Source organism: Nocardioides pacificus (assembly GCF_054775955.1).
Genome location: NZ_BAAHCI010000005.1, coordinates 1,046,651 through 1,070,344 on the forward strand (window position 1 = coordinate 1,046,651; position 23,694 = coordinate 1,070,344).

Here is a 23,694-nt window from a genome sequence, read left to right on the forward strand (position 1 = left end):
TTCCTAGGGGTGGGCCTCCGCGTGGGGGACGGCTGGCAGCAGCGTGCGGAGCTTGGCCAGGGCGTCGCGGGACTGTGACTTCACGGTCCCGACGCCGACGCCCAGCGCCGCGGCGGTCTCCCGCTCGCTGAGGTCCTCGAAGTAGCGCAGCACGACCACCGCCCGCTGCCGCGGCGCCAGCTGGGCCAGCGCGGCTCGCAGCGGGGCGCCGTCGGTGGGGTCCACGTCGTACGTCGTGTGGTCGGGGACCTCAGCGACCCCCACCTCGCGCCACCGGCGCTGGCGCCACTTGGACACGCTCTCGCGCACCAGCACCTGGCGCACGTAGGGCTCGGGGCGGTGCGCGATCCGCTTCCAGTGCGGGACGACCTTGACCAGCGCGACCTGGACCAGGTCCTCGGCGTCCTCGTGGTGCCCGGTGAGGAGGTACGCCGTGCGCAGCAGCGCCTGGCGACGCGCGGCGACGTACTCCTCGAAGCCGGCGCGGGACGGGTCGGCCCCGCCGGGCCCCACCTCAGGGCCGGACACGTCGCCGCCACCAGATGATGCCGCCCACGCCCGCGAGCACGCCGAGGGTGGCCAGCGCGGCGACCCAGCGGGGGTCCATCGGCGCAGGAGGTTTCTGAGCGTCGACGACCGGCGCGGTGAGGAGGTCGGTGGCGAACGAGGCGGGGCCGGCTCCGTTGTCGACGCGGGTCAGGATCCGACGGGCACCATCCCTCACATCGACCTCGGCCAGGATGATGCCGCCCTCCTCCCGTGCACTCAACTGCAGCGCCGCGGCGTGCTGGGGGGAAGTCCAGCCCAGCACCGCATAGGTGTTGCGATTGCCCGGGATCCTCGTCAGGCGGGCGGTCCGCGTCGGACCATCTGGCGCGACGGAGGGTGGGCCGAGTGTCGCGGCAGTCATCTTGCCGGGAACGACGTAACCACCCGGGCCCCGGTGGATCCCTGCCACCCGTTCGCCTGTGGGGTCGACAACCGGAAACTGCAGCTGAGGGGCCACGATCGTCGCCACCTGGCCCTGCCAGGGGTCGACGACACGGTGGCGACCAGCCTTGCCCTCGAGGAGCAAGCGCCCCGAGGAATCCTTGCCGCCAAGGTCGCCGCCTGTGTAGTCCGGGACGACGCGTGGTCCATCAACCAGATCGCCGGTCGGCGACCACACCTGGGGGACGGAGAAGAGGTAGGCACCCTGTTCCTCCTCAGGTGCGTCTACCCCGGCGAGTGCCTCGGCCGCCGCGAAGACGAGGTCGTCGGTGTCGGTCCACAGCAGTGACTCACCGACGAAGCCGTGCTCGCTCCTCAGCGGATGGCGCGCGACCTCCTCCGAGGTGGTGTCCAGCACAGCGAGCCCCGTCACGAGGTCCTCTTCGAGGCTGTGCGGGCTTCGCGTTGTTCGCCCGCTCGTCCAATAGGCGACATGGCGTCCGTCAGGAGCAAGCGCGACGTCGGTAGCGCGAGCATGGTCGGGCAGGTCGAGGAAGCGGTACTCGCCCGTGGTGGCCGAGATGCCGACGGCCCCGGGGGTCGCGCCCCACCATCCACCTCGCTCGGCCTGCACCACCGCAATCAGCTGTCCCAGCGGTCCAGCATCATCGGTCCCCGGCAGCCACGGGCTGGGGGAGAAGATCCGGTCCGGGAGACCGATCGGCCCGCCGGCGGGAGCCGGGGTGGGGTCGGCGTCGCGCCGCTCCACCACCGTGCCGAGCAGCACCAGCGCCAGACAGGCGGCCGCGGCGATCAACACAGTGCCGCCGCGGCGCAGCCGCTGGTAGCGGCGGCCGCGGTCCCACAGCTCCGGTGCGAGCCGCGCCAGGGGTGCCTCGTCGGCGAGCTCGGCCAGCTGCTCGGTGAGCTGGTCGGCCCACTCGTCAGCCGACTGGTCTGTCGGTGTCGTCACGCGTCCTCCTCGGGGTCCTCACGTTGTAGTACGTGACGACTCGCGCCGCAGGAGGGGCCCCTCACCGGATCAAGAGAAGACAATGCGAGCCAGTGGCTGGATCCGCGCGGATCCAGAGCCACTGGCTCGCATTGTTTCGCCCGATCAGCTGATCAGGGGGCGAGCATGTCCGTGATGCAGCGGGTCAGGGCGGCCAGGTCGAGCGTGGTCAGCCCCTTCGCGAGGCACTGGGCACGGGCCTCCGCCCAGGTCAGCGTGTCCTCGACAGCCTGGCCGGGGTCGGTGATGACCTGGCCGGGGTCCTTGATGATCGGCGGGAGCCCGGGGTCGGTCGGCTTGGGCTTGGCCGGCTTGGTCGGGTCGGGCGCCGTGGGCAGCGGCTGCTGCGGGGCTGGCTGGCTCGGCTGCTGCGGCTGGCTCGGCTGCTCGGCCCCGACGGTGGTGCCACCGCCGCCGTTGGGCTGGCGGGCCGGCTTCTTGCCCCGGGCCGGGCGCGACGGCGCCGCGGTCTCGGGCACGAACATCGCGGCCGAGGTGGTGGAGTTGGGGACGGAGGTGAAGTCGCCCTCCGAGTAGGCCTCCATGATCGAGAGGACCAGGTCGACGTAGTCGTCGCTGTGGTTGTAGCGGTAGACCGAGTCGCGCTGGCCCGCGGTCGTGGAGAGGTCGTCGTTGCCCGAGCAGAGGTAGACGGCCGTGGCCAGGGCCGCGTCGTCGATGTCCTGGGGGTTGCGCTTGCCGTCACCGTCGGCGTCCACGCCGACGACCGACCACGTGGAGGGGATGAACTGCATCGGGCCGATGGCCCGGTCGTACTTCATGTCGTTGTCGAGCTGGCCCGCGTCGGTGTCGAGGATCTCGGCGGTGTTGCGGGTGCCGTCGAGGGCGATGCCGAAGATGCCGGGCTTGGCGATGCCGTCGTCGTCGAGGCTGTTGCCGCCGAAGCGACCGTGGTCGGACTCGACCCGTCCGATCGCCGCGACCAGCTGCCAGGTGAGGTTGCAGCCCTTGTCGGCGGAGTTGATGACCGTCTCGGCGCGCTGATAGGCGGCGAGTGCGGCGGCGGGGATGCCGTTGGTCCAGGCGGTCGCGACCACGGAGGTGGCCTTGCCGGTGGGCACGGCCGGCGCCACGACGCCGGGCAGCGAGACGCTGGCCGGAGCCTCGATCGCCTCGGTCGGGACGCTCGTCCCGTCCGGCAGCCGGGGGTCGGCCTCGATGCCGGCGGAGGCGGTGCTGATGCCTCCCACGCTGGCGAGGCTGGCGGTCCAGGCAGCCGACAGCAGGGCCAGCGGCACGAGTGCCGTGGCTCTCTGCACACGTCCGAAGCGCGGCTTGTTCATGAGTCCCTCTCCCCAAAAACGACAATACGTCGCGTGGCTCCCTCAAGCACACGTGCTGCTACAACGAGATAAGCAACCCTCGGTTACGCCAATTTAACCCCCGGGTGTGAACTGCGTCTCCCCGGCCGTTGCAGAGATGAGACGAACCTCATGGTGATCCATGACGCACGCCCCTGGACCTGGGCTCGTGACGCTTGGCCGTCTCAGGGACAATGAACCGTGTGACTGACCCCAGCGACTCGACCTCGGGCTCGCGCGCCCTCTTCGCGCGGGCGCGGTCCGTGACCCCGGGCGGGGTCAACTCCCCGGTCCGCGCGTTCAACGCCGTGGGCGGTACCCCCCGCTTCATCGCCTCGGCCAGCGGCGCCTGGCTCACCGACGTCGACGGCAACGAGTACGTCGACCTGATCTGCTCGTGGGGCCCGATGCTTCTGGGCCACGACCACCCCGAGGTCCGCGCCGCCGTCGTCGACGCGGTCTCGCGCGGCACGTCGTACGGCACGCCGACCCGGCCCGAGGTCGAGCTGGCCGAGGAGATCGTCGCCCGGACCAACGTCGACCGGGTCCGCTTCGTCTCCTCGGGCACCGAGGCGACCATGTCCGCGATCCGGCTGGCGCGCGGCTTCACCGGCCGCGACGTCGTCGTGAAGTTCGCCGGCTGCTACCACGGCCACGTCGACTCGCTGCTGGCCTCGGCCGGCTCGGGCCTCGCGACGTTCGCCGTGCCCGGCACCCCCGGCGTGCCCGAGTCCTCGACCGCGCTGACGCTGGTGCTGCCCTACAACGACCGGGCGGCCGTGCAAGAGGCGTTCGCCGAGCACGGCGCCAGGATCGCCTGCCTGATCACCGAGGCCGCGCCCGGCAACATGGGCGTCGTCCCGCCCGAGCCCGGCTTCAACCAGTTCCTCGCCGAGACCTGCGCCCGCCACGGAGCGCTCTTCGTGAGCGACGAGGTGATGACCGGCTTCCGCGCCTCGCGCACCGGCCAGTGGGGGCTCGACGGAGCGCACGAGGGGTGGCGCCCCGACCTCACGACGTTCGGCAAGGTGATGGGCGGCGGGTTCCCGGCCGCGGCGTTCGGCGGCCGCGCCGACGTGATGGCCCACCTCGCGCCCGAGGGGCCCGTCTATCAGGCCGGCACGCTGTCGGGGAACCCGGTCGCGACGACCGCCGGGCTCACCACGCTGCGGCTGGCGACCGACGACGTCTACGCCCACATCACCGCGGCGGGCGAGACCATCAAGGCCGCCACCGCCGAGGCGCTCACCGCGGCCGGCGTCGCCCACCGGATCCAGTCGACGGGCACGATGTTCTCGGTCTTCTTCACCGACGGCGAGGTGCGTGACTTCACCGACGCCTCCACCACCGACACCGCCGCCTACGGCGCGTTCTTCCACGCGATGCTCGACCGCGGGGTCTACCTGCCGCCCTCGGCCTACGAGACGTGGTTCCTCTCCTCCGCCCATGACGACCGCGCCGTGCAGACCGTGCTCGACGCCCTGCCCGATGCTGCCCGCGCCGCCGCGGCCACTGCCGAAGGAGCCTGAAGCGATGAGCGACCGCACGATCGTCCACCTGCTGCGCCACGGCGAGGTCCACAACCCCGGAGGTGTCCTCTACGGCCGCCGCGACGGCTTCCACCTCTCCGAGCTCGGCCAGAAGATGGCCCAGCAGGTCGCCGACACCATCGGCGACCGCGACATCACCCACCTGGTGTCCTCGCCGCTGGAGCGGGCGCGTGAGACCAGCCGCCCGCTGGCCGAGGCCCGCGGCCTCGAGGTCGAGATCGACCCGCGGGTGATCGAGTCGAGCAACAAGTTCGAGGGCAAGACCTTCGGCAAGGGCAACAACGAGCTGCGCAACCCCGCCTCGTGGCGCTACCTGTGGAACCCGTTCCGGCCGTCGTGGGGCGAGCCCTACAAGGACGTCGCCGCCCGGATGATGGCCGCCGTGTACGACGCGCGCGACGCCGCCCGCGGCCACGAGGCCGTGATCGTCTCCCACCAGCTGCCGATCTGGACCACGCGCCTGCACGTCGAGAAGCGCTCGTTCGTCCACGACCCGCGCAAGCGCCAGTGCACCCTGTGCTCGCTGACGTCGCTGCACTTCGTGGGCGACACGCTGTCGCAGATCTCCTACTCCGAGCCGGCCGGCGACCTGATCCCGGTCAAGGACCGCGGGGCGACCTTCTCCGCCGGCGGAGCACCCGAGGAGAAGCGACCCTGAAGCGTCACCTGTCACCCGCCCCCCGCTCGGCTCCTCTCTGGGCCCTGCTCGTCATCCTGCTCGCGCTGACGGGCTGCTCGTCGTTGGAGGGGACCGGCGACAAGGGCTTCATCACCGGCGAGGGCACCGTCGTGGAGGTCGCTCCGGCCGATCGCGACGACCCGGTCACGATGGAGGGCGAGGATCTCGAGGGCGAGCCGGTCGCGCTGGAGGACTACCGCGGCAAGCCCACGGTGGTCGTGGTGTGGGGCTCGTGGTGCTCGCCGTGCCGTGCGGAGGCGCCCGAGCTGGCCGAGCTGGCCACCGAGCTGGACGGCGAGGTGGGCTTCCTGGGCGTCAACATCCGCGACGCGTCCACCGCCCAGGCGCAGAAGTTCGTCTCGCGCTTCGACATCCCCTACCGCTCGGTCTTCTCGCCCGATGGCACGGCGCTGCTGGCCTTCGACGGCACGCTGACCCCCAACACGATCCCCGCGACCGTCGTCCTCGACGCCGAGGGGCGGGTCGCGGCCAGCATCATCGGCAAGCTGCCGTCGGCCGGGACCCTGAAGAGCCTCACCGACACGGTCCTGGCCGAGGGCACGGCCGAGGAGCCGGCTGAGAAGCCGGGCAAGGGACCGGCCGAGGGGGAGCCCGCCGGTGGGTGAGACCTTCCAGGAGATCGCGGGCTCCGGCTCGCTCGCGCTGGCGGTGCCGATCGCGCTGATCGCGGGGCTCGTCTCGTTCTTCTCCCCGTGCGTGATCCCGCTGCTCCCGGGCTACCTCTCCTACGCCACCGGGCTGTCGGGTGCCGACCTGGCGAGCACCGGCGGCGAGGGACACCGCGGCCGGATGCTGGCCGGCTCCGTGCTCTTCGTGCTCGGCTTCTCCACCGTCTTCGTGCTGCTCGGCTCGATCTCCGGCGCGGTCGGGGACTGGCTCTTCATCTACCGCCGCGAGCTCAACATCGTCCTCGGCGTGATCAGCATCGTGCTGGGCCTGGTCTTCATGGGCGTGGTCGGGCTCTTCCAGCGCGACCTGCGCTTCCACGCCGTACCCTCCGTCGGCCTGGTCGCGGCGCCCTTCCTCGGCTTCCTGTTCGGGGTCGGCTGGACGCCGTGCATCGGCCCGACGCTGGGCATGATCACCACACTGGCGGCCAACGAGGGCACCGCCGCGCGCGGGGCGCTGCTCTCGGCGTTCTACGCCGCCGGTCTGGGGCTGCCGTTCATCGTGGCGGCGCTGGCCTACCGCAAGATGCTGCGCGCCGTCGGGTTCGTGCGCCGCCACCAGGCGTGGGTGATGCGGATCGGCGGGCTGATGATGATCGTCGTCGGCATCGCCCTGGTCACCGGCTGGTGGGACTACGCCGTGACCTGGCTGCAAAGCAACCTGATCTCCGGCTATCAAGTGGACGTGTGAGCGTGAGACAAGCAGACGATCGTCGCCCCGAGGGGCACGTCGAGAACCTCGACGTCGACGAGGGGACTGAGCGGGCGGCCCCCGAGCGCCGCCCCGGCGAGCTGAACGCCGTCGAGTTGGGCCGCTGGGCCTGGCGCCAGCTCACCTCGATGCGCACGGCGCTGGTGCTGCTCTTCCTGCTGGCGGTCGCGGCCATCCCCGGGTCGGTGATCCCCCAGGAGGACGTCGACTCGCTGGCCACCTCGCGCTGGCAGGACGCCCACCCCAAGCTGACCCCGATCTATGACCGGCTCGGGCTCTTCTCGGTCTATGACTCGGTGTGGTTCTCCGCGATCTACATCCTGCTGATGATCTCGCTGGTGGGCTGCATCCTGCCCCGCACGCTGGTCTACTGGCGCGCCCTGCGCTCCCGTCCGCCCCGCGCACCCCGCAACCTCACCCGGCTGCCCGACTCCACGTCGTACACCAGCGACGACTCGGTCGACGACCTGCTCGAGGGCGCCCGCACGGTGCTGCGCAAGCGGCGCTACCGCGTGGAGGTCCGCGACGGCGCGGTGTCCGCCGAGAAGGGCTACCTGCGCGAGGCCGGCAACCTGCTCTTCCACCTGTCGGTGCTGGTCGTGCTGGTCGGCTTCGCGATGGGCAGCCTGTTCGGCTACAAGGGCGGCGTGATCCTGGTGGTCGAGAACGGCTTCTCCAACAACCCCACGCAGTACGACGACCTGGTCCCGGGCAGCCTCTTCGACGCCGGCGAGATGGAGCCGTTCTACTTCCGCGTCGACGACTTCGAGATCGAGTGGCTCAAGACGGGGCCGCGCGCGGGGATGGCACAGAAGTTCGTCTCGCACATCACCTACGGCGAGAGCCTCGATGCCGAGCCGAAGGAGTACGACCTGCGGGTCAACCACCCGCTCACGATCGGCGACACCGACATCTTCCTGATCGGGCACGGCTACGCCCCGGTCATCACGATCACCGACGGCAACGGCGAGGTGGCCTACAGCGGCCCGACGATCTTCCTGCCCACCGACGAGAGCTTCCGCTCCTTCGGCGTGGTGAAGGCGCCCGACGCGGAGCCCACGCAGATCGGGCTCGAGGGCGAGCTCTACCCGACCTACGGCTTCACCGACGCCAGCGGGCCGTTCTCGGCCTTCGGAGACGCGCTCAACCCGGCCATCTCGATGCTCGCCTACACCGGCGACCTCGGCATGGACGAGGACAGCGGCCAGTCGGTCTACGCCCTCGACAAGGCCGGCGCCGAGGTGGTCACCAAGCCCGACGGCTCGATGTTCCGCGTCGACCTGGCGATGGGGGACTCCGTGGAGCTGCCCAACGGCGCCGGGACGATCAGCTTCGACTCGATGCAGCGCTGGAACAAGATCCAGATCAGCCGTACCCCCGGCAAGTTCGTCGCGCTCACCGGCGTGGTGCTCGCGCTGGTCGGACTGCTCGGCTCGCTGTTCATCCGGCCCCGTCGCGTCTGGATTCGTCCGCGCCGCGAGGGCGGGCTCACCCTGGTAGAGGTCGCGGGCCTCGACCGCTCCGGCGGCGGCGACGTCGACGCCGAGCTCGCGGCGATCGTGGCGGCCCTCGGAGGGCCCGCCCCGGAGGACACCGCTGTGGACACCGCACCTGAAGACCCCGATCCTGAACACGCAGCACCCGAAGCACTGGAGGAGAAGCCGTGACCGACGCGTCCTGGGAGACCCTGAGCAACCAGGCGGTGGCGGCCGCCGGCGTCGTCTACTTCCTGGCGTTGCTCGCCCACCTCATCGAGTGGAGCGCGCTGCGCAAGGTCCCGGTGGCGGGCACGCGCGGCGCGAAGCGCTCCGCCGTACCCGTCGGCGCGGGAGCGCCCGTGGTGATGTCGAAGGAGGCCGAGGCGCCGGCCGCTGACTCGCAGCGGATCGCGATGTTCGGGCGCCTGGGGCTGCTGCTGACGATCCTCGCCACCGCGGTGCACGGGGTGGCGCTGGTGGCGCGGGGCATGGCCGCCGACCCCAACCGGGTGCCCTGGGGCAACATGTACGAGTTCACGCTCGCGGGGACGTTCTTCGTCTCGGTGATCTACCTCGCGGCCTACAAGAAGTTCGGGCTGCACTGGATGGCGCCGCTGGCCGTGGGCTTCGTGCTGGCCACGCTGATGGCCAACGTGATCTGGCTCTACGAGAGCGTCGCTCCGCTGACCGAGGCGCTCGACTCGCCGTGGCTGGTCATCCACGTGGTCTCCGCGGTGATCGCCACCGGCGCGTTCACGATCGGCGGCATCGTGTCGCTGCTGTTCCTGGTCAAGGAGCGCTGGGGCGGGCGCCCCACCGGCTACATCGCGCAGCTCCCCTCGACCGACACGCTCGACCGGATCTCCTACCGGATGCACGCGTTCGGCTTCCCGGTGTGGACCTTCGCGGTGCTCATCACCGGTCCGATCTGGGCGCACCAGGCGTGGTCGTCGTACTGGAACTGGGACCCCAAGGAGGTCTGGGCGTTCATCACCTGGGTCGTCTACGCCGCCTTCCTGCACGCCCGTTCGACGGCCGGCTGGAAGGGCCGCAACGCCGCCTACATCGCGCTGATCGGCCTGGCGACGCTGTGGTTCAACTTCATCGGGATCAACTTCTTCTCGAGCAGCAGCCAGCACTCCTACGCCGCCCCAGCCCAGATCCAGCCAGCCCAGATCGAGCCAGCCCAGATCGAGCCAGCATCAGCCGAGTCGGCGCAACTTCACAGCCCAGTCGGCGCTTCTTAACAGCCGAGTCGGCGCAGTTTCACGCGCCGCCGGCTGAGCGTCAGGGAGTCTCCGGCGGCGGCGTGGTCTCGGGGCCGTCGTCGGTGCCCTTCTCGGGGTGCCGCTTGCGACGGTCGAGCTGCCAGAGGAAGTCGGGGTCGTCGTCGGGTCCGAGCGGACGCGGCGGAGCGGGGCGGGTCCCGGGGCCCTCGCCTCTCCCACCCCCGCCTTGCAGGCCTCGCCGCTCGATGACCCTGATGGTCAGATAGAACGCGAGCGCGAACACGGCGACGACCAACACGAACTTCAGCACACCCCCAGACTAGGCGCAGGCTGGTGGAACTACTCTGGAGTGGTGAAGGAGTTCGCTGTCTACACCGCCCTGCGCATCGGCCTGTTCGTCGCGTCCTACGCCCTGATCGCCGCGATCTACCTCGTGGCGACGTCCGGGGACGAGCTGCCGATCCTGTGGCCGTTCATCCTCGCGTTCGCGCTGTCGGGCGTCGCGTCGTACTTCCTGCTCAACGGACCGCGCGAGGCCTTCGCCCGCCACGTCCAGGAGAAGGCCGAGCGGGCCTCGGCCAGGATGCACGAGATCAAGTCCCGCGAGGACGTCGACTGAGTGGAAGCACCTGAGGCCTGCTCGGTCGCCGACCACAGCGACCTGAGCCGCCGGGCCTGGCTCGACGAGGCGATCCGGCGCGTGGAGGCCGACGCCAACCGCTCGGCAGACACACACCTGCTGGTGTTCCCGCTGCCCGCGTCGGTGGGTGGGTCGATCGACCTCTACCTCAAGGACGAGTCGGTCCACCCGACCGGCTCGCTGAAGCACCGGCTGGCGCGCTCGCTGTTCCTCTACGGGCTGTGCAACGGCTGGATCCACGACGGTACGACGCTGATCGAGGCGTCGTCGGGGTCCACCGCCGTCTCCGAGGCCTACTTCGCCCGGCTGCTGGGCCTGCCGTTCATCGCGGTGATGCCGCGCAGCACGTCGCCGGAGAAGATCGAGCTGATCGAGCGGCAGGGCGGGCGCTGTCACCTCGTGGACGACCCGGGCACGATCTACGACGAGTCGCGGCGGCTGGCAGAGGAGACCGGCGGGCACTACCTCGACCAGTTCACCTACGCCGAGCGGGCCACCGACTGGCGCGGCAACAACAACATCGCCGAGTCGATCATCAACCAGCTCGCCCACGAGCGGCACCCGATCCCGACCTGGGTCGTCGTCGGCGCCGGCACCGGGGGGACGTCGGCCACCATCGGCCGCTGGATCCGCTATCGCCGGCTGTCCACCAGCCTGTGCGTCGTAGACCCCGAGCAGTCCGCGTTCTTCAAGGCCTGGGAGTCCGGCGACCCGGCCGCCACGGGTGGGCCCTCGCGGATCGAGGGGATCGGACGGCCGCGCGTCGAGCCGTCCTTCCAGCCGTCGGTCGTCGACTGCATGATCGCCGTCCCCGACGCCGCCTCGATCGCCGCCGCCCGCTGGTGCACCGAGGTCACCGGTCGCTCGGTCGGCGGCTCCACCGGTACGGCGATGTGGGGCGCGCTGCGGCTGATCGCGCAGATGCGTGAGCGCGGCGAGTCCGGGTCGGTGGTGACGCTGCTGTGCGACGGGGGCGAGCGCTACGCCCACACCTACTACGACGACGCGTGGGTGGCCGCGCAGGGCATGGACCTCGCGCCGTACACCGCCGCGCTGGAGGCGTTCGGCGCCACCGGGGAGTGGGCCGAGCCGGCCGGATAGCCTGGCTTCCGGCTCTCGGCAACTGGAGGATGCATGTCTCGACTGGACGCAGTCGCCGCGGCGGCCGCGCACGACGCCGGCCGGATCGACCCGGGGCTGCTCGGCGACTTCCTCTCGATCCTCGAGGAGGCCGCCGCGTCCGGTCGCCGGTTGCGACGCTCGGAGCTGAGGGAGTGCGGCGAGCGAGGCGCCGCGGCGGCGTTGACCGGGGTGCCGCTGAGGGCGTTGGTCGACCTCTACCTCTCAGCGTGCTGGCGGCTGTGGGAGGAGCTCGACACCGGGCCGGACGCCGGCCAGGTCCGCGCGGCCGCGCTGGCGGTGCTCCGAGCCTCGGACGACGCCGTGGCAGCGCTGGCCGAGGGATTCCAGCTCGCTCGCAACGACCTGTCGCGTCAGCAGGAGTCGACCCGGCACGACGTCTTCGACCTCCTCCTGGCCGGAGGGCCGTCAGCGGTCGAGGCAACCGGTCGAGCCGCCGACCTGGGGCTCGACCTCACCAGCCCGCACGCCGTGCTGGTCGCCCGGCACGACCTGACGTTCGAGCACCCGTCACTGACGGCGATCCCGCGTCACTTCGAGACCGCTCTCAGCGGTCGCCACGGTGATACCAACGCGCTGGTCGCGACGAAGAACGGGATGCTGGTCTGCATCTTCGCGGCTCCGAACCAGGCGAGCGTCGCCCTGGTCGGAGAGCGGCTCGCGGCGGTCCTCGCCGCGGTCGCACCGAGCCGTTCCGCAGGGGGTCGCCGTCGTGACTGGCAGGCGGCCATCGGGCGCACCCAGCCCGGCGCGGGCGCGATCCGGGTGTCCTACGAGCAGGCCGGCAGCGCCTTGGAGCTCGCCGACCGTCTTGGCCTCGAGGATGCCGTGATCGACTCCAGTGCTCTGGCGGTCTACGAGGTGCTGCTGCGTGACCGTGCGGCCATCGACGAGCTGATAGCGGCCGTCCTGGGGCCGCTCAAGGACGTCCCCGGCAGCGCGACCACGATGCTGGAGACCCTCGAGGCCTACTTCGCGACGGGCGGGGCGGTCACGGCAACGGCCGCTCGATTGGACCTGTCGGTCCGGGCCGTCACCTACCGGCTCAAGCGCATCGGTGACGTCCTCGGCCTGGACCCCACCGATCCGGCGCACCGCTTCACGCTGCACGCCGCGGTGCTCGGGGCCCGGCTGCTGGACTCGTTCTGAGTGCTGTGTCGGCACCCGGCGTTGCCGGATGTCGGCAATCTCGAGACCGGAAGTCGTCCAGCATTCGCCCTCGTTCGGTGGACCTGGGTCGCGGAGACTCGACGGGTATCTCCAATCACCTCGAGGAGCACTTGTGCACGACGTACCTGTCTGGCTGTGGGGCGTGTTCGTCGCCACGGTCGTCATCGCCCTGGCCATCGACCTGCTGGCCCACCGCCACGCCCATGTCATCGGCTTCAAGGAGGCCGCTCGTTGGAGCGTGGGCTGGGTAGGACTCGCGATCCTCTTCGGGGTCGTGGTCTTCGCTGTGGTTGGCCGCGACGCAGGTGTCGAGTACACGACCGCCTGGCTGTTGGAGAAGAGCCTGTCGGTGGACAACCTCTTCGTCTTCGCGCTGATCTTCGGCTACTTCAAGGTCCCGGCGCAGTACCAGCACCGGGTGCTGTTCTACGGCGTCATCGGGGCGCTGGTGTTCCGGGGGATCTTCCTGGCGCTCGGTGTGGCGGTCGTCAGCCAGTTCACCGCGATCCTCTTCGTCTTCGCTGCGATCCTGCTCTACAGCGCCTACAAGCTGATCAAGGGCGATGACGACGACTACGACCCGAGCACCAGCCTGGCCCTGCGGCTGATGCGCAAGCTCGTGCCGATGACCGACGAGTACCACGGCACCAAGTTCTTCATCCGGGAGGCCGGAAAGCGCGTGGGCACCCCGATGCTCGCCGTCGTGGTCGCCATCGAGGCAGCCGACCTGCTGTTCGCCGTGGACAGCGTGCCTGCCGTCCTCGCGGTGAGCGACGACGCGTTCATCGTCTACACCTCCAACGCCTTCGCGATCCTCGGCCTGCGCGCCCTCTACTTCCTGCTGTCCGGGCTGCTCGACCGGTTCCACTACCTCGGCACGGGACTCGCGCTCATCCTCGCGTTCATCGGCGTCAAGCTGATCCTGCAGGCCGCCCACAAGACCATCGACACCTCCATCCCGGAGATCCCCTCGGTGGTCAGTCTGGGGGTCATCGTCGTGGTCCTGGCCGGATCGGTCGCGCTCAGCTTCCTGCGGCCGATCGAGCACAAGGACGCAGACGAGGACAAGGACGCAGACCAGAACACGGACGCAGACGAGGGGCGACGCCAGGAGTACGTCGACAGCGAGTAGAACGCCTCGTCCAGGCCCGCTCATCGCGGCCAGGCCGGCGCCTGCGCAGGTGGGCCTGCCGCATCACCCCGGCAGGTCCACCATCACCAGCGTCATCCGGCAGGCCGTCTCGGCGACCAGCGCGTGGGAGGCGCCCGGCGCGAGGTTGACGACGTCGCCCTCGCCCATCAGGTGCTCGGTGCCCTCGAGCGTGAAGCGCATCCGGCCGCTCACCAGCTGGACCACCACGGCCCGCGGCGAGGTGTGCTCGGTGAGCAGCTCCCCGGCGTCGAAGGTGAACTGCACGACGCGCATGACGTCGTTGGTGACCAGGACGCGCGAGGTCGTCGACTCGGTCACCACCGGCAGGGAGTCGTTCAGCTGGAGGTGGGCGGAGGAATCGGTGACGGGCGAGAGTTTGGCCATGGAGCGAGACTACGGCCGTGCCGTGGGGTCAGTGGTCCTCGCCCCAGTTGGCGATCAGCGCCGCCGTCGGTGGGAGCACAGCCGCGATGACGGACATGACGACGGCGGCCGTCGTCGACCACAGCCGGACCACGTTCCACGCCAGCACGATCAGCACCAGGCAGATCCCCATCAGGGTGAAGTACCACCGCTGGCGCCGGCGCAGCCGCTGGCTCTGCGCCTCACGGACGTCGCTGACGGGGAACGCCCGGCGGTGTCGTCTCATCGCTCCCCCGGGCGCACCTGCGGCTCAGCCGATCGTGGGTACGGCGGCCAGCGCGGCGCCGAGGTCGGCGTCGGACAGCGCGTCGTCCTCGAGGCCTCCGCGCAAGAACGAGTCGTAGGCGCCGAGCTCGAGCAGGCCGTGGCCCGACAGGCCGACGACGATGACCTTCTCCTCGCCCGACTCCTTGCAGGCCAGCGCCTCGCGCCGCATCTGGGCGAGCGCGTGCGACGACTCGGGCGCCGGGACGATGCCCTCGCAGCGGGCGAACTCGACGGCCGCCTCGAAGCACTCGTTCTGGTGCAGCGCCCGCGCCTCGACGTACCCCTCGTGCACGACGTGCGAGACCAGCGGCGCCATGCCGTGGTAGCGCAGACCGCCCGCGTGGATCGGGGACGGGACGAAGTCGTGGCCGAGCGTGTACATCTTCATCAGGGGGGTGAGCCCGGCGGTGTCGCCGAAGTCGTAGCGGTACTCGCCGCGGGTCAGCGTCGGGCACGAGGTCGGCTCGACCGCGATGATCCGCGGGTCCTGGTTGCCGGCGAGCTTCTCGCGCAGGAACGGGAAGATCAGCCCGGCGAGGTTGGAGCCGCCGCCGGCGCAGCCGATGACGACGTCGGCGCCGGTCTCGCCGGCCTTGGCCAGCTGGAGCAGGGCCTCCTCGCCGATGATCGTCTGGTGCAGCAGCACGTGGTTGAGCACGGAGCCGAGGGCGTACTTCGCCTCCGGGTCCTGCGCGGCCAGCTCGACGGCCTCGGAGATCGCGATGCCCAGCGACCCGGGGTGGTCCTCGGCGAAGGCCTTGCCGGCCTCGGTCATCCGGCTCGGGGAGCGGTGGACCTTGCCGCCGAAGACCTCGATCAGCGTGCGGCGCTGCGGCTTGGAGTCGAACGACGCGCCGACCTGCCACACCTCGCACTCCATGTCGAAGAGCGAGCAGGCGTAGGCGAGTGCGGTGCCCCACTGGCCGGCGCCGGTCTCGGTGGTGAGCCGGTTGATGCCGTGCTGCTTGTTGTAGTAGGCCTGCGGCACCGACGTGTTCGTCTTGTGCGAGCCGGCCGGGGAGACGCCCTCGTACTTGAAGTAGATCCGCGCCGGCGTGCCGAGCTTGCGCTCGAGGTTGCGTGCGCGGAAGAGCGGGGAGGGCCGGTACTGCAGGTAGACCTCGCGCACGGCCTCGGGGATCTCGATGAAGCGCTCCGCGCTCACCTCCTGCGCGATCAGCTCCGGCGGGAAGAGCGGCGCCAGGTCGTCGGGCCCGACCGGCTGGTGGGTGCCCGGGTGCAGCGGCGGCTGGGGAGGCGTGGGGAGGTCGGCGACGATGTTGTACCAGTGGGTCGGCATCTCGTCGTCGGTCAACGTGTACTTGCGAGGGACGATGGTCCGGGGCTCGCTCATCGGCGCGGCTTCTTTCGCTCGATGGCCCGACGCTCGAGGTGTCGCTCGATGCGGGCCGGGGGCTGGCCCAGGACCTTGGCCAGGATCGGCACGCGGAACTTGTAGACGACGACGGCTGCGGCCACGAGGCCGAGCAGGATCCAGAACCACATGCCGCTCAGGCTAGTGGCACGACGGCCGCGGCGGGGGCGGATCTCGCGGCCGGATCTCGGGGGAGGGCCCGACTCAGGCGACCAGCAGGCCGACGAGGATCCCGAGCCCGTAGAGCAGCTCGGCGATCCCGGTCTGCTGCAGGACGGGGATCAGCGCCGGGCCCTGCGCGCCTCCGGCGACCAGGCGTACGGCGGCGCGCGCGGGCACGACGTACACGAGGCCGAGCAGCGCCCACCACGAGGTCTCCAGCGCCACGCCGATCAGGGCCACGACCGAGGCGGCCATCAGCAGCGAGAAGAAGGCGCGCGTCCGTGCGTCGCCGAGGAGCACGGCGAGCGTCCGCTTGCCGACCTCGGTGTCGGTCGGGATGTCGCGCAGGTTGTTGGCGACCAGGATCGCGCACGCCAGCGCGCCGATGCCGATGGCGGCATAGAGGGAGGGAAGCGCGACGTCGCGGTCGAACGAGTCGGCCTGCACGAAGGAGGTGCCCGTCACCGCGACCAGGCCGAAGAACACGAACACCATCACCTCGCCGAGGCCGAGGTAGCCGTAGGGCTTCGAGCCGCCGGTGTAGTACCAAGCTGCCACCACGCACACCACGCCGACGGCGACCAGCCACCAGGCGGTGGTGGCGGCCAGCGCCAGGCCCGCGACGCCGGCGACGCCGAAGGCCGCGAACGCAGCGAGCTTGACCGCGCGCGGGGTGGCCGCGCCGGAGCCCACCAGCCGCATCGGCCCGACCCGGTCCTCGTCGGTGCCGCGGATGCCGTCGGAGTAGTCGTTGGCGTAGTTCACGCCCACCTGCAGCGCGAGCGCGACGACCATCGCGAGCGCGGCCTTCCACCACACGGGCTCGTCGGCGTAGGCCACGACGCCGGTGCCGGCGAGGACGGGCGCGACGGCAGCGGGCAGGGTCCGGGGACGGGACCCGGAGATCCATTGAGCGGGAGTGGCCACGAGGAGGGATTCTCCCACCGGCCGGCGCGGGCGCCGGTGGCGGCTCCGACTAGCGTGGGGCCGGTGAGCTCCCTGCGTCCGGTCCGTGGCACGTCCGCCGAGGTGGTCGCGGCGCTGCGTGACTGGCTGTCGGCCGCCGACGAGCCGGAGCCGCTGATCGTCGAGACGTCCGGCTCCACCGGGCAGCCCAAGCGGGTCGCGCTGTCGCGGCGTGCGCTGCTGGCCTCGGCCGAGGCCTCGGCGCGGCGGGTGGCCGGGGCGTCTGGGGACGGCCGTGGCGCCTGGCTGCTGACCCTGCCCACGGCGTACGTCGCCGGGGTCAACGTCGTGGTCCGCTCGCTGGCCGCCGGGCACGAGCCCGTGCTGCTGGAGGACCATCCGTCGTTCGCGGCGGCGACGGCGGCGCTGGGTGACGGGCCGCGCTACACGTCGCTGGTGCCGACGCAGCTGCTGCGGCTGCTCGAGGCTGAAGAAGACCGGGCCGCGCTCGCGTCGTACGACGCCGTGCTGGTGGGCGGCGGTCCGATGGACCCGGCGCTGCGCCGGCGCGCCGAGGAGGCGGGCGTGCGCGTGGTCGCGACGTACGGCTCGAGCGAGACCTGCGGCGGCTGCGTCTACGACGGGATGCCCCTGGACGGCGTGGCGCTGGCGATCGCGGTCGACGGGCGGATCCGGATCGGCGGGCCGGTGCTCTTCGACGGGTACGAGGGGGACGCGTCGCTGACGCGCGAGGTGCTCGTCGACGGCTGGTTCCTGACCTCGGACGGGGGTCGGCTCGACGAGGACGGACGGCTGCAGGTGCTCGGTCGCCTCGACGACGTGGTGGTCTCCGGCGGAGTCAACGTGCCCACGCCGGCCGTCGCGGCGCGGCTGCGCGAGCACCCGGGCGTGCGCGCAGTCGAGGTCGTGGGGGTGCCCGACGAGGAGTGGGGGCACCGGGTCGTGGCGTGGGTGGTGGGGGAGCTTGAGCTGGACGAGGCGCGGGACTTCGTGGCCGCGGTGCACCCGCGGTCGTGGGCGCCGCGGGAGGTGCGCGTGCTCGACGCGCTGCCGCTGCTGGAGAACGGGAAGGTGGACCGGATGCGGCTCAAGGAGCTGGCTCGATGACGGCCGGTGTCGGCGAGGTGGCGGTGTGGTCGATCCCGCTGCGCACCCGCTTCCGCGGCATCACCGTCCGCGAGGGCGTGCTGGTGCGCGGGGCGTCGGGGTGGGGCGAGTGGAGCCCGTTCCTGGAGTACGACGCGCACGTGTCCGCGCCGTGGCTGCGCTGCGCCGAGGAGGCCGCCGCCGGGGACTGGCCCGAGCCGTTGCGCGACAGCGTGCCGGTCAACGTGACGGTGCCGGCCGTCGACGTCGAGCGGGCGCACGCGATCACGCTTGCCGGCGGCTGCCGGACCGCCAAGATCAAGGTCGCCGAGCCCGGCCAGACGCTCGCCGACGACCAGGCGCGCGTCGAGGCGGTGCGCGACGCGCTCGGCCCGTCGGGGCGGATCCGGGTGGACGTCAACGGGCTGTGGGACGTCGACACCGCGGTCGCGTCGATCGGGGTGCTGGACCGCGCCGCGGGCGGGCTGGAGTACGTCGAGCAGCCGTGCGCGAGCGTCGAGGAGCTGGCGCTGGTGCGCCGCCGCGTGGACGTGCCGATCGCCGCCGACGAGTCGATCCGGCGGGCGGAGGACCCCTATCGCGTGCGTGACCTGGAGGCCGCCGACGTGGCGGTGCTCAAGGTGCAGCCGCTCGGCGGGGTGCGGGCGTGCCTGCGGATCGCCGAGGACATCGGGCTGCCGGTCGTGGTGTCGTCGGCGCTGGAGAGCTCGGTCGGGATCGCCGCCGGGGTCGCGCTGGCCGCGGCGCTCCCGGAGCTGCCCTACGCCTGCGGGCTGGCGACGGTGCAGCTGCTCACCTCCGACGTGGTGTCTGCCCCGTTGCTTCCGGTCGACGGGGCGCTGCCGGTCGGCGTACCTGCCGTCGACCTCGACGCGCTGGCCCGGCTCGCCGCCGCCCCCGACCGGGTGGCGCACTGGGAGGCCCGGCTCGCCGAGGTGCGGGGGGTCTCGCGATGAGCGCTCCGGAGGACGCCGCCGTGAACGCTGCTGTGAACGCCGCGACCCGGCTCGCCCGGGGCGTCGTGACGGCGCTGGTCGACGCGGGGGTCACCGAGGTGGTCCTGTCGCCGGGCTCGCGCAATGCACCCCTGGCCTTCGCGGTGTACGACGCGGCGCGCGCGGGCGGGCTGCGGCTGCACACCCGTGTGGACGAGCGCACGGCCGGCTTCCTCGCGCTGGGGCTGACCAAGGTCGGTGCGCGGGCGGCGGTGATGTGCACCTCCGGTACGGCGGTGGCCAACCTGCACCCCGCCGTACTCGAGGCGGCGCATGCCGGACTGCCACTTGTCGTCGTCACCGCCGACCGCCCGGCGTCCCTGCGCGGCACCGGCGCCAGCCAGACGACCGACCAGGTCCGGATCTTCGGCGACGCCGCTGTCTTCCACGACCTTGCCGAGGGCGAGGTGCCGTCGCTGGCGGCCGAGGGCCCGGTGCACCTGAACGTGCAGCTGACGCCGCCGCTGGTGCCGGACGGGGTGTGGGAGGGGGCGCCGATTGGGCAGAGACTGCAGGTTGCGGACGGGAATCGTCGCCGTTTGGTCCCCAACGGCACCGGATCCGGCGCCCACCACCTCCCCCTCGGCCCCCGCACCGTCGTCGTCGCCGGCGACGACGCCGGCCCACCGCCGCGGATCCTCGCCCAGCGAGCCGGCTGGCCGCTGTTCGCGGAGCCCACGTCGGGGTGCCGGACGGGGGACAACGCGCTGCGCGCCTATCGCCTGCTGCTCGACTCCGAGCTGGCGGGGCGCATCGAGCGGGTCGTCGTGGCCGGGCACCCGACGCTGTCGCGGCCGATCACCCGGCTCCTCGAGCAGGCAGACATCGAGGTCGTCTCCCTGCGGGCCCGCGGCTCCTGGGCCACGAGGCCGTTCCCGGTCGACTCCGAGCATGACCGCCTCGAGGTCGACGAGTCCGACGACACCGGCTGGCTCGACGAGTGGAAGACCGCCGACCGGGCCGTCTCCCGCGAGGTCGACCGGCTGCTGGCGGCGGAGGAGGGCGTCACGCCGCACGAGGTGGCGGCGGCGGTGAGCCGCGCCGTACCCCCGAAGGGGATGCTGTTCGTCGGCGCCTCCAGCCCGATCCGCGACCTCGACCTGATGGCCCGCCCCACCACCGTCGGCGAGCGCCGCAAGGTGATCGCCAACCGCGGTCTCGCCGGCATCGACGGCACCATCTCCTCGGCGATCGGCGCGGCGCTGGGCCGCCCGCACGGCACCCGCAGCCTGGCGCTGATGGGCGACGTGACGTTCGTCCACGACTCCACCGGCCTGGTCATCGGCCCGGACGAGGAGCGTCCGGACCTGACGATCGTCGTGGTCAACGACGACGGCGGCTCGATCTTCACGATGCTCGAGCAGGGCGCCTCGACCTATGCGGACAGCTTCGACCGGCTCTTCGGCACGCCGCACGGTGTCGACCTCGCAAGCCTCTGCGCGGCGACCCGCACGCCGCACTGGCGCGTCGACAGCGTCGCCGAGCTGGAGCACGCGCTCGCCTCACCCAACGGCGGGATCGAGGTCGTCGAGGTCGTCGTACGACGCGACAACCGCCGCGAGCTGGACGCCCGGATCCGCGCCCTCTAGGACGGGGTCAGAGAGCGCGCAGCTGGCGGTGCCGGGTGCGGGGGTTGCCGTCGGCGTCGATGTAGACCCGCCGAAGGACCCGCTTGGTCTCCTCGGGCGGGTACTGGGCGACCAGCGCCGCGAGATTCGCGTCCCACCGGTCGAGCGCAGCGAGCACTTCGGCGACGTCCGGGTCCGCCTCGTGCTCAGCGATCTTGGCCTCGATCAGCGCCTGCCGTTTGGCATCCTCTGCCTCGCGGTCGTAGGTCATGCGGCCAGCTTGCGTCGCAGCGTCATGGTCGCGCGGCTGTGCAGCTGGCTGACCCGCGACTCGCTGACCTGGAGCACCTGGCCGATCTCGGCGAGGGTGAGCCGCTCCCAGTAGTACAGCGCCACGACCACCTGATCGCGCTCGGGCAGCTCGTGGACGGCCTCCAGGAAGCCGTCGGGCAGGTCGTCGGCGTCGATGCCCTCGGCCGGGGTGGCCGGCGCGAAGTCGTCGATGCCGCTGGCCTCGGCGCTGACCAGGCTCGTGTAGGAGGTCTCGGAGTAGCGCTTGCGCAGCTCTCCGACGGTGATCTTGAGCTCGACGGCGACCTCGCGGTCGGTGGGGGCCCGGCCGAGGCTGTGCTCGAGGGTGGCCTGGGCCATGTTGATGTCGCGGATCTTCTCGCGCACCGAGCGCGGCACCCAGTCGGAGGCGCGCAGGCCGTCGACGATCGCCCCGCGGATCCGCGGCACGGCGTAGGTCTGGAACTGCAGGCCGCGGTCGAGGTCGAACTTCTCGATCGCGTCCATCAGGCCGATGACGCCGTCGGAGACCAGGTCACCGGACTCGACGGTGGCGGGCAGCCCGGAGCCGACACGACCGGCGACGTACTTCACCAGCGGGGAGTACTGCAGCACCAGTCGGTCGCGTACGTCCTTGTCGCCGGACTCCTTGTAGAGGCGCCACAGGTGCTCGACGCTGCTCTCGGGCTCGGTCGAGGTCATCGGCTTCTCCTGTCCAGCAGGGGTCTGACTCGAAACCTTAACCGTTGGGGGAAGGGCTCAGACGCCGTACTCGAAATGCCAGGGCTCCGGACGGCTGCCACTGGCGCCGGCCCAGTCGGGGTGCACCCAGCCGCGGGAGGGCCCGTTGGCCACCATCCACTCGTGCTGCGCGGTGCCGAAGGTCTCGACGCCGCCGCACAGGTCGACCGCGCGACCCCAGCCGTGCACCGACGTGCCGGGCGTGGCGGCGAGGCCGGGCTTGGTGAGCGCCAGCGCCTGCTGCCCCTCGAGCGTGCGGTAGGAGTCGGTGATGCACAGCTCGCTGCCCATCGCGGCCTGGTAGTCGGCCGCCAGCAGCCGGTAGGACACGGCCGCGTCGCAGCTCAGCCGATGCCCGCCGGGAGTGGCGTCGCAGAGGGCCGAGTCGGGCATCTGGCCGTTGGAGTACGTCGGGCGCGGGCGCTCGGGGATGTCGATGATGAGCGCGGGGTCGACGGTGACGTCGTCGAGGCGGATCTCGAAGTGCAGGTGCGGGCCGGTGCTGTTGCCCTCGCTGCCGACGGCGCCGATCAGCTGGCCCTTCTGCACGAACTGGCCGGTGGTCACGTCGACCGCGGACAGGTGGGCGTAGGACGACTCGATCCCGGCGCCGTGGTCGATGCGGACCCAGTTGCCGGCCCAGCTCGGGTATTCCACGGCCACGACACCGTCGGCGACGGCGACGACCGGGGTGCCGGTGTCGGCGGAGAAGTCCTGGCCGGTGTGCTGGCCGGACGACCAGAGGCTGCCGGACTGGCCGAAGTAGGCGGAGATGCGATAACTGCCCGCCGCGAGCGGGAGGCCGAAGCCGTCGGTGGTGACGGGGAAGCCGGGCAGCGTGAGGCCGGGGGACGACGGCGGGGTCACGACCGGGGCCGCGTCCTCGGGGGCGCAGATGCCGGTGGTGGGTGCGGGCTCGTTCTGGCCCTCCCGCGGCAGCGCGACGCGTCGTACGCCGAGCAGGTTGTCGGAGCGCAGCTTCTCGACGGCGGCGACCCCGGTGTCAGGGTCGGCGACGATCACCGAGTCGGCGCCGACGTGGATGCCGCTCTGGGCGATGCCGGTCTCCTCGTTGCCGAGGACGACTATGTCGCCGAGCTGCAGCGCCTCGCGCGGGACGCGGCGCAGCTTGCCCCACTGGTCGTTGACGTCCGCGGGGACGGTGGTCTCGGTGGAGGCCCAGACGTTGGTGACGAAGCCGCCACAGGCGTACGCCGTGGGGTCGACGTCGCCGGGCACCTCGTCGAGGCCGACGCGCCGGAACGCGTCGGACACGGCACGCACGGTCTCGGCGGGGATGACGGGCACGCCGCGCTCGCCCAGCGGGTCGATCTCGGCGACGCCGGCGACGGCCTTGCCGTGGGCGTCGCGGACGAGGTCGAAGCGGCCGGGCAGCGTCTCGGGGTCGGCCAGCCGCTTGGCCGGCGGCGGCACGACCGAGACGTCGGCCAGGTCGTCGAGGTAGGTGTGCCAGGAGCGCAGGGCCTTCTGGTTGCGCTGGTCCTGGGGGCGGTCGGTGACCGCGTAGCGCTCGCTGAACTGCGAGCGGCGGATCGACGCGTCGGCGGCCTCGCGGGCGCTCCAGCGCGACTCCTCCTGCGCCAGCGCGCGGGTGGCGGACTCCCAGGCGATCCGGGCGGCCTCGCTGGTGGAGATCGCCTTGGTCAGCGCCTTCTCGGCGAGGGCGGCGAGCTCGAGGGCGTGCTCGGCGTCCTCGGCGGCCTCCTGGGCCTTGTCCAGGTCGGAGGGGCCGGGGGACAGCAGGTCGCCCACGGCGCTGAGCAGGCCACCGTCGTCGGCGGTCTCGCGCTGCAGCTCGGCCGCGCGGTCGGAGGCGGCGGAGGCGTTGTCATCGAGCCGCTTGTGCTGCGCGCGCACGGAGACGACGGCCTGGCGCGCCGTGGTGTAGGCGGCCTTGGTCTCGGCGACCTCGTCGGCGAGGCCGCGTGCGGTGTCGGTCGGGGGCGCGGGGGTGGCGGTGGTGCCCAGGACGTCGGCGAGGGGGGCCGTCGTAGCGGCGGAGGCTGCGGAGGAGGGTGCGGTGAGCGGGGTGAGCAGGAGTGACAGCGCAGCCACGGAGACCAGCCGGCGAGCGGCTGGGGAGCTGATGCGTCTGCCTGTCATGGGTTCCTTG

25 protein-coding genes are annotated in these 23,694 nt (G+C 71.8%); 13 read left to right on the forward strand and 12 right to left on the reverse strand.

Annotated elements, in window-relative coordinates; translation table 11 throughout:
- Window positions 1–3 precede the first annotated feature (3 nt).
- The 3 genes from ACYU7L_RS07610 to ACYU7L_RS07620 form a co-directional block, all read right to left on the reverse strand.
- Complete coding sequence (locus tag ACYU7L_RS07610) at window positions 4–528, reverse strand: SigE family RNA polymerase sigma factor (protein ID WP_460794736.1); 525 nt, start codon at window positions 526–528, stop codon at window positions 4–6.
- Window positions 515–1,903, reverse strand: a complete 1,389-nt coding sequence (locus tag ACYU7L_RS07615; protein ID WP_460794737.1) for a hypothetical protein — start codon at window positions 1,901–1,903, stop codon at window positions 515–517. The genes ACYU7L_RS07610 and ACYU7L_RS07615 overlap by 14 nt, the downstream gene beginning before the upstream one ends.
- A gap of 152 nt (window positions 1,904–2,055) precedes the next feature.
- Window positions 2,056–3,246, reverse strand: a complete 1,191-nt coding sequence (locus ACYU7L_RS07620; protein ID WP_460794738.1) for a lytic transglycosylase domain-containing protein — start codon at window positions 3,244–3,246, stop codon at window positions 2,056–2,058.
- 221 nt (window positions 3,247–3,467) lie between these two features.
- Between ACYU7L_RS07620 and hemL the strand changes: the two genes are divergently transcribed.
- From hemL to ccsB, 6 genes are all read left to right on the forward strand, one after another.
- Window positions 3,468–4,793 (forward strand): glutamate-1-semialdehyde 2,1-aminomutase, encoded by a 1,326-nt coding sequence (gene hemL / locus ACYU7L_RS07625; RefSeq protein WP_460794739.1) that lies wholly within the window; start codon window positions 3,468–3,470, stop codon window positions 4,791–4,793.
- Window positions 4,794–4,797: 4 nt separating this feature from the next.
- A complete protein-coding gene (locus tag ACYU7L_RS07630) occupies window positions 4,798–5,472 on the forward strand; it encodes a histidine phosphatase family protein (protein WP_460794740.1) in 675 nt (224 codons plus the stop codon).
- 83 nt (window positions 5,473–5,555) lie between these two features.
- Window positions 5,556–6,119 carry a TlpA family protein disulfide reductase gene (locus ACYU7L_RS07635; RefSeq protein ID WP_460794741.1) on the forward strand — a complete coding sequence of 188 codons (564 nt, stop codon included), beginning with the start codon at window positions 5,556–5,558 and terminating at the stop codon, window positions 6,117–6,119.
- Window positions 6,112–6,873, forward strand: coding sequence for a cytochrome c biogenesis CcdA family protein (locus ACYU7L_RS07640; protein WP_460794742.1), 762 nt, complete (start codon window positions 6,112–6,114; stop codon window positions 6,871–6,873). The genes ACYU7L_RS07635 and ACYU7L_RS07640 overlap by 8 nt, the downstream gene beginning before the upstream one ends.
- A 2-nt stretch (window positions 6,874–6,875) precedes the next feature.
- The gene (gene resB, locus ACYU7L_RS07645) at window positions 6,876–8,561 is read left to right on the forward strand and encodes a cytochrome c biogenesis protein ResB (RefSeq protein WP_460794743.1); all 1,686 of its coding nucleotides are present in this window, start codon (window positions 6,876–6,878) and stop codon (window positions 8,559–8,561) included.
- Window positions 8,558–9,619, forward strand: a complete 1,062-nt coding sequence (gene ccsB / locus ACYU7L_RS07650; RefSeq protein ID WP_460794744.1) for a c-type cytochrome biogenesis protein CcsB — start codon at window positions 8,558–8,560, stop codon at window positions 9,617–9,619. Before resB ends, ccsB begins: the two co-directional genes overlap by 4 nt.
- A gap of 40 nt (window positions 9,620–9,659) precedes the next feature.
- Here ccsB and ACYU7L_RS07655 read toward each other — a convergent pair whose 3' ends face one another.
- A complete protein-coding gene (locus ACYU7L_RS07655) occupies window positions 9,660–9,911 on the reverse strand; it encodes a hypothetical protein (protein WP_460794745.1) in 252 nt (83 codons plus the stop codon).
- Window positions 9,912–9,953: 42 nt separating this feature from the next.
- Here ACYU7L_RS07655 and ACYU7L_RS07660 point away from each other — a divergent pair, with 42 nt between their 5' ends.
- The 4 genes from ACYU7L_RS07660 (at window position 9,954) to ACYU7L_RS07675 (ending at window position 13,683) form a co-directional block, all read left to right on the forward strand.
- Window positions 9,954–10,220: a DUF4229 domain-containing protein gene (locus ACYU7L_RS07660; RefSeq protein ID WP_460794746.1), complete on the forward strand. Its 267-nt coding sequence runs from the start codon at window positions 9,954–9,956 to the stop codon at window positions 10,218–10,220.
- Window positions 10,221–11,342, forward strand: a complete 1,122-nt coding sequence (gene cds1, locus ACYU7L_RS07665; RefSeq protein ID WP_460794747.1) for an L-cysteine desulfhydrase Cds1 — start codon at window positions 10,221–10,223, stop codon at window positions 11,340–11,342. It abuts the gene before it with no gap.
- A gap of 33 nt (window positions 11,343–11,375) precedes the next feature.
- Window positions 11,376–12,530: a PucR family transcriptional regulator gene (locus ACYU7L_RS07670; protein ID WP_460794748.1), complete on the forward strand. Its 1,155-nt coding sequence runs from the start codon at window positions 11,376–11,378 to the stop codon at window positions 12,528–12,530.
- Window positions 12,531–12,663: 133 nt separating this feature from the next.
- Entirely contained in the window at window positions 12,664–13,683 is a 1,020-nt protein-coding gene (locus ACYU7L_RS07675) for a TerC family protein (RefSeq protein ID WP_460794749.1), read from the forward strand.
- Window positions 13,684–13,746: 63 nt separating this feature from the next.
- On the opposite strand, the gene ACYU7L_RS07680 is transcribed toward ACYU7L_RS07675, so the two are convergent.
- The 5 genes from ACYU7L_RS07680 to ACYU7L_RS07700 all read right to left on the reverse strand — a co-directional run bounded on the left by ACYU7L_RS07680 (window position 13,747) and on the right by ACYU7L_RS07700 (window position 16,858).
- Window positions 13,747–14,088 carry a cupin domain-containing protein gene (locus ACYU7L_RS07680; RefSeq protein ID WP_460794750.1) on the reverse strand — a complete coding sequence of 114 codons (342 nt, stop codon included), beginning with the start codon at window positions 14,086–14,088 and terminating at the stop codon, window positions 13,747–13,749.
- A gap of 28 nt (window positions 14,089–14,116) precedes the next feature.
- Window positions 14,117–14,353, reverse strand: a complete 237-nt coding sequence (locus tag ACYU7L_RS07685) for a DUF3099 domain-containing protein (protein WP_460794751.1) — start codon at window positions 14,351–14,353, stop codon at window positions 14,117–14,119.
- 24 nt (window positions 14,354–14,377) lie between these two features.
- On the reverse strand, window positions 14,378–15,748 hold the full coding sequence (locus ACYU7L_RS07690; RefSeq protein WP_460794752.1) for a TrpB-like pyridoxal phosphate-dependent enzyme: 1,371 nt from the start codon (window positions 15,746–15,748) through the stop codon (window positions 14,378–14,380).
- Complete coding sequence (locus ACYU7L_RS07695) at window positions 15,745–15,900, reverse strand: hypothetical protein (RefSeq protein ID WP_460794753.1); 156 nt, start codon at window positions 15,898–15,900, stop codon at window positions 15,745–15,747. The genes ACYU7L_RS07690 and ACYU7L_RS07695 overlap by 4 nt, the downstream gene beginning before the upstream one ends.
- Window positions 15,901–15,973: 73 nt before the next feature.
- Window positions 15,974–16,858 carry a 1,4-dihydroxy-2-naphthoate polyprenyltransferase gene (locus tag ACYU7L_RS07700; protein WP_460794754.1) on the reverse strand — a complete coding sequence of 295 codons (885 nt, stop codon included), beginning with the start codon at window positions 16,856–16,858 and terminating at the stop codon, window positions 15,974–15,976.
- A gap of 63 nt (window positions 16,859–16,921) precedes the next feature.
- Here ACYU7L_RS07700 and ACYU7L_RS07705 point away from each other — a divergent pair, with 63 nt between their 5' ends.
- From ACYU7L_RS07705 to menD, 3 genes are read left to right on the forward strand one after another with little or no spacing between them, the layout of a single operon-like run.
- Entirely contained in the window at window positions 16,922–17,965 is a 1,044-nt protein-coding gene (locus ACYU7L_RS07705) for an AMP-binding protein (protein ID WP_460794755.1), read from the forward strand.
- On the forward strand, window positions 17,962–18,921 hold the full coding sequence (locus tag ACYU7L_RS07710) for an o-succinylbenzoate synthase (protein WP_460794756.1): 960 nt from the start codon (window positions 17,962–17,964) through the stop codon (window positions 18,919–18,921). The genes ACYU7L_RS07705 and ACYU7L_RS07710 overlap by 4 nt, the downstream gene beginning before the upstream one ends.
- Window positions 18,918–20,549 (forward strand): 2-succinyl-5-enolpyruvyl-6-hydroxy-3-cyclohexene-1-carboxylic-acid synthase, encoded by a 1,632-nt coding sequence (gene menD / locus ACYU7L_RS07715; RefSeq protein ID WP_460794757.1) that lies wholly within the window; start codon window positions 18,918–18,920, stop codon window positions 20,547–20,549. The genes ACYU7L_RS07710 and menD overlap by 4 nt, the downstream gene beginning before the upstream one ends.
- Window positions 20,550–20,556: 7 nt before the next feature.
- Here the strand turns inward: menD and ACYU7L_RS07720 are convergent, their stop codons facing one another.
- Genes ACYU7L_RS07720 through ACYU7L_RS07730 form a run of 3 tightly spaced genes read right to left on the reverse strand, consistent with a single transcriptional unit; the run spans window position 20,557 to window position 23,684 of the window.
- Window positions 20,557–20,799, reverse strand: coding sequence for a hypothetical protein (locus tag ACYU7L_RS07720; RefSeq protein WP_460794758.1), 243 nt, complete (start codon window positions 20,797–20,799; stop codon window positions 20,557–20,559).
- Window positions 20,796–21,521 (reverse strand): FliA/WhiG family RNA polymerase sigma factor, encoded by a 726-nt coding sequence (locus tag ACYU7L_RS07725; protein WP_460794759.1) that lies wholly within the window; start codon window positions 21,519–21,521, stop codon window positions 20,796–20,798. Before ACYU7L_RS07725 ends, ACYU7L_RS07720 begins: the two co-directional genes overlap by 4 nt.
- A gap of 57 nt (window positions 21,522–21,578) precedes the next feature.
- Window positions 21,579–23,684: a peptidoglycan DD-metalloendopeptidase family protein gene (locus tag ACYU7L_RS07730; RefSeq protein WP_460794760.1), complete on the reverse strand. Its 2,106-nt coding sequence runs from the start codon at window positions 23,682–23,684 to the stop codon at window positions 21,579–21,581.
- Between the last annotated feature and the right edge of the window lie 10 nt (window positions 23,685–23,694).

What these genes read in the sequence shown, in the direction of transcription:
- ACYU7L_RS07710 (WP_460794756.1), top strand. Translation starts at nt 17,962, where the DNA reads ATGACGGCCGGTGTCGGCGAGGTGGCGGTGTGGTCGATCCCGCTGCGC.
- ACYU7L_RS07725 (WP_460794759.1), bottom strand. Translation starts at nt 21,521, where the DNA reads ATGACCTCGACCGAGCCCGAGAGCAGCGTCGAGCACCTGTGGCGCCTC.
- menD (WP_460794757.1), top strand. Translation starts at nt 18,918, where the DNA reads ATGAGCGCTCCGGAGGACGCCGCCGTGAACGCTGCTGTGAACGCCGCG.
- ACYU7L_RS07730 (WP_460794760.1), bottom strand. Translation starts at nt 23,684, where the DNA reads ATGACAGGCAGACGCATCAGCTCCCCAGCCGCTCGCCGGCTGGTCTCC.
- ACYU7L_RS07690 (WP_460794752.1), bottom strand. Translation starts at nt 15,748, where the DNA reads ATGAGCGAGCCCCGGACCATCGTCCCTCGCAAGTACACGTTGACCGAC.
- ACYU7L_RS07630 (WP_460794740.1), top strand. Translation starts at nt 4,798, where the DNA reads ATGAGCGACCGCACGATCGTCCACCTGCTGCGCCACGGCGAGGTCCAC.
- ACYU7L_RS07620 (WP_460794738.1), bottom strand. Translation starts at nt 3,246, where the DNA reads ATGAACAAGCCGCGCTTCGGACGTGTGCAGAGAGCCACGGCACTCGTG.
- ACYU7L_RS07695 (WP_460794753.1), bottom strand. Translation starts at nt 15,900, where the DNA reads ATGTGGTTCTGGATCCTGCTCGGCCTCGTGGCCGCAGCCGTCGTCGTC.
- ACYU7L_RS07685 (WP_460794751.1), bottom strand. Translation starts at nt 14,353, where the DNA reads ATGAGACGACACCGCCGGGCGTTCCCCGTCAGCGACGTCCGTGAGGCG.
- ACYU7L_RS07680 (WP_460794750.1), bottom strand. Translation starts at nt 14,088, where the DNA reads ATGGCCAAACTCTCGCCCGTCACCGATTCCTCCGCCCACCTCCAGCTG.
- ACYU7L_RS07670 (WP_460794748.1), top strand. Translation starts at nt 11,376, where the DNA reads ATGTCTCGACTGGACGCAGTCGCCGCGGCGGCCGCGCACGACGCCGGC.
- ACYU7L_RS07720 (WP_460794758.1), bottom strand. Translation starts at nt 20,799, where the DNA reads ATGACCTACGACCGCGAGGCAGAGGATGCCAAACGGCAGGCGCTGATC.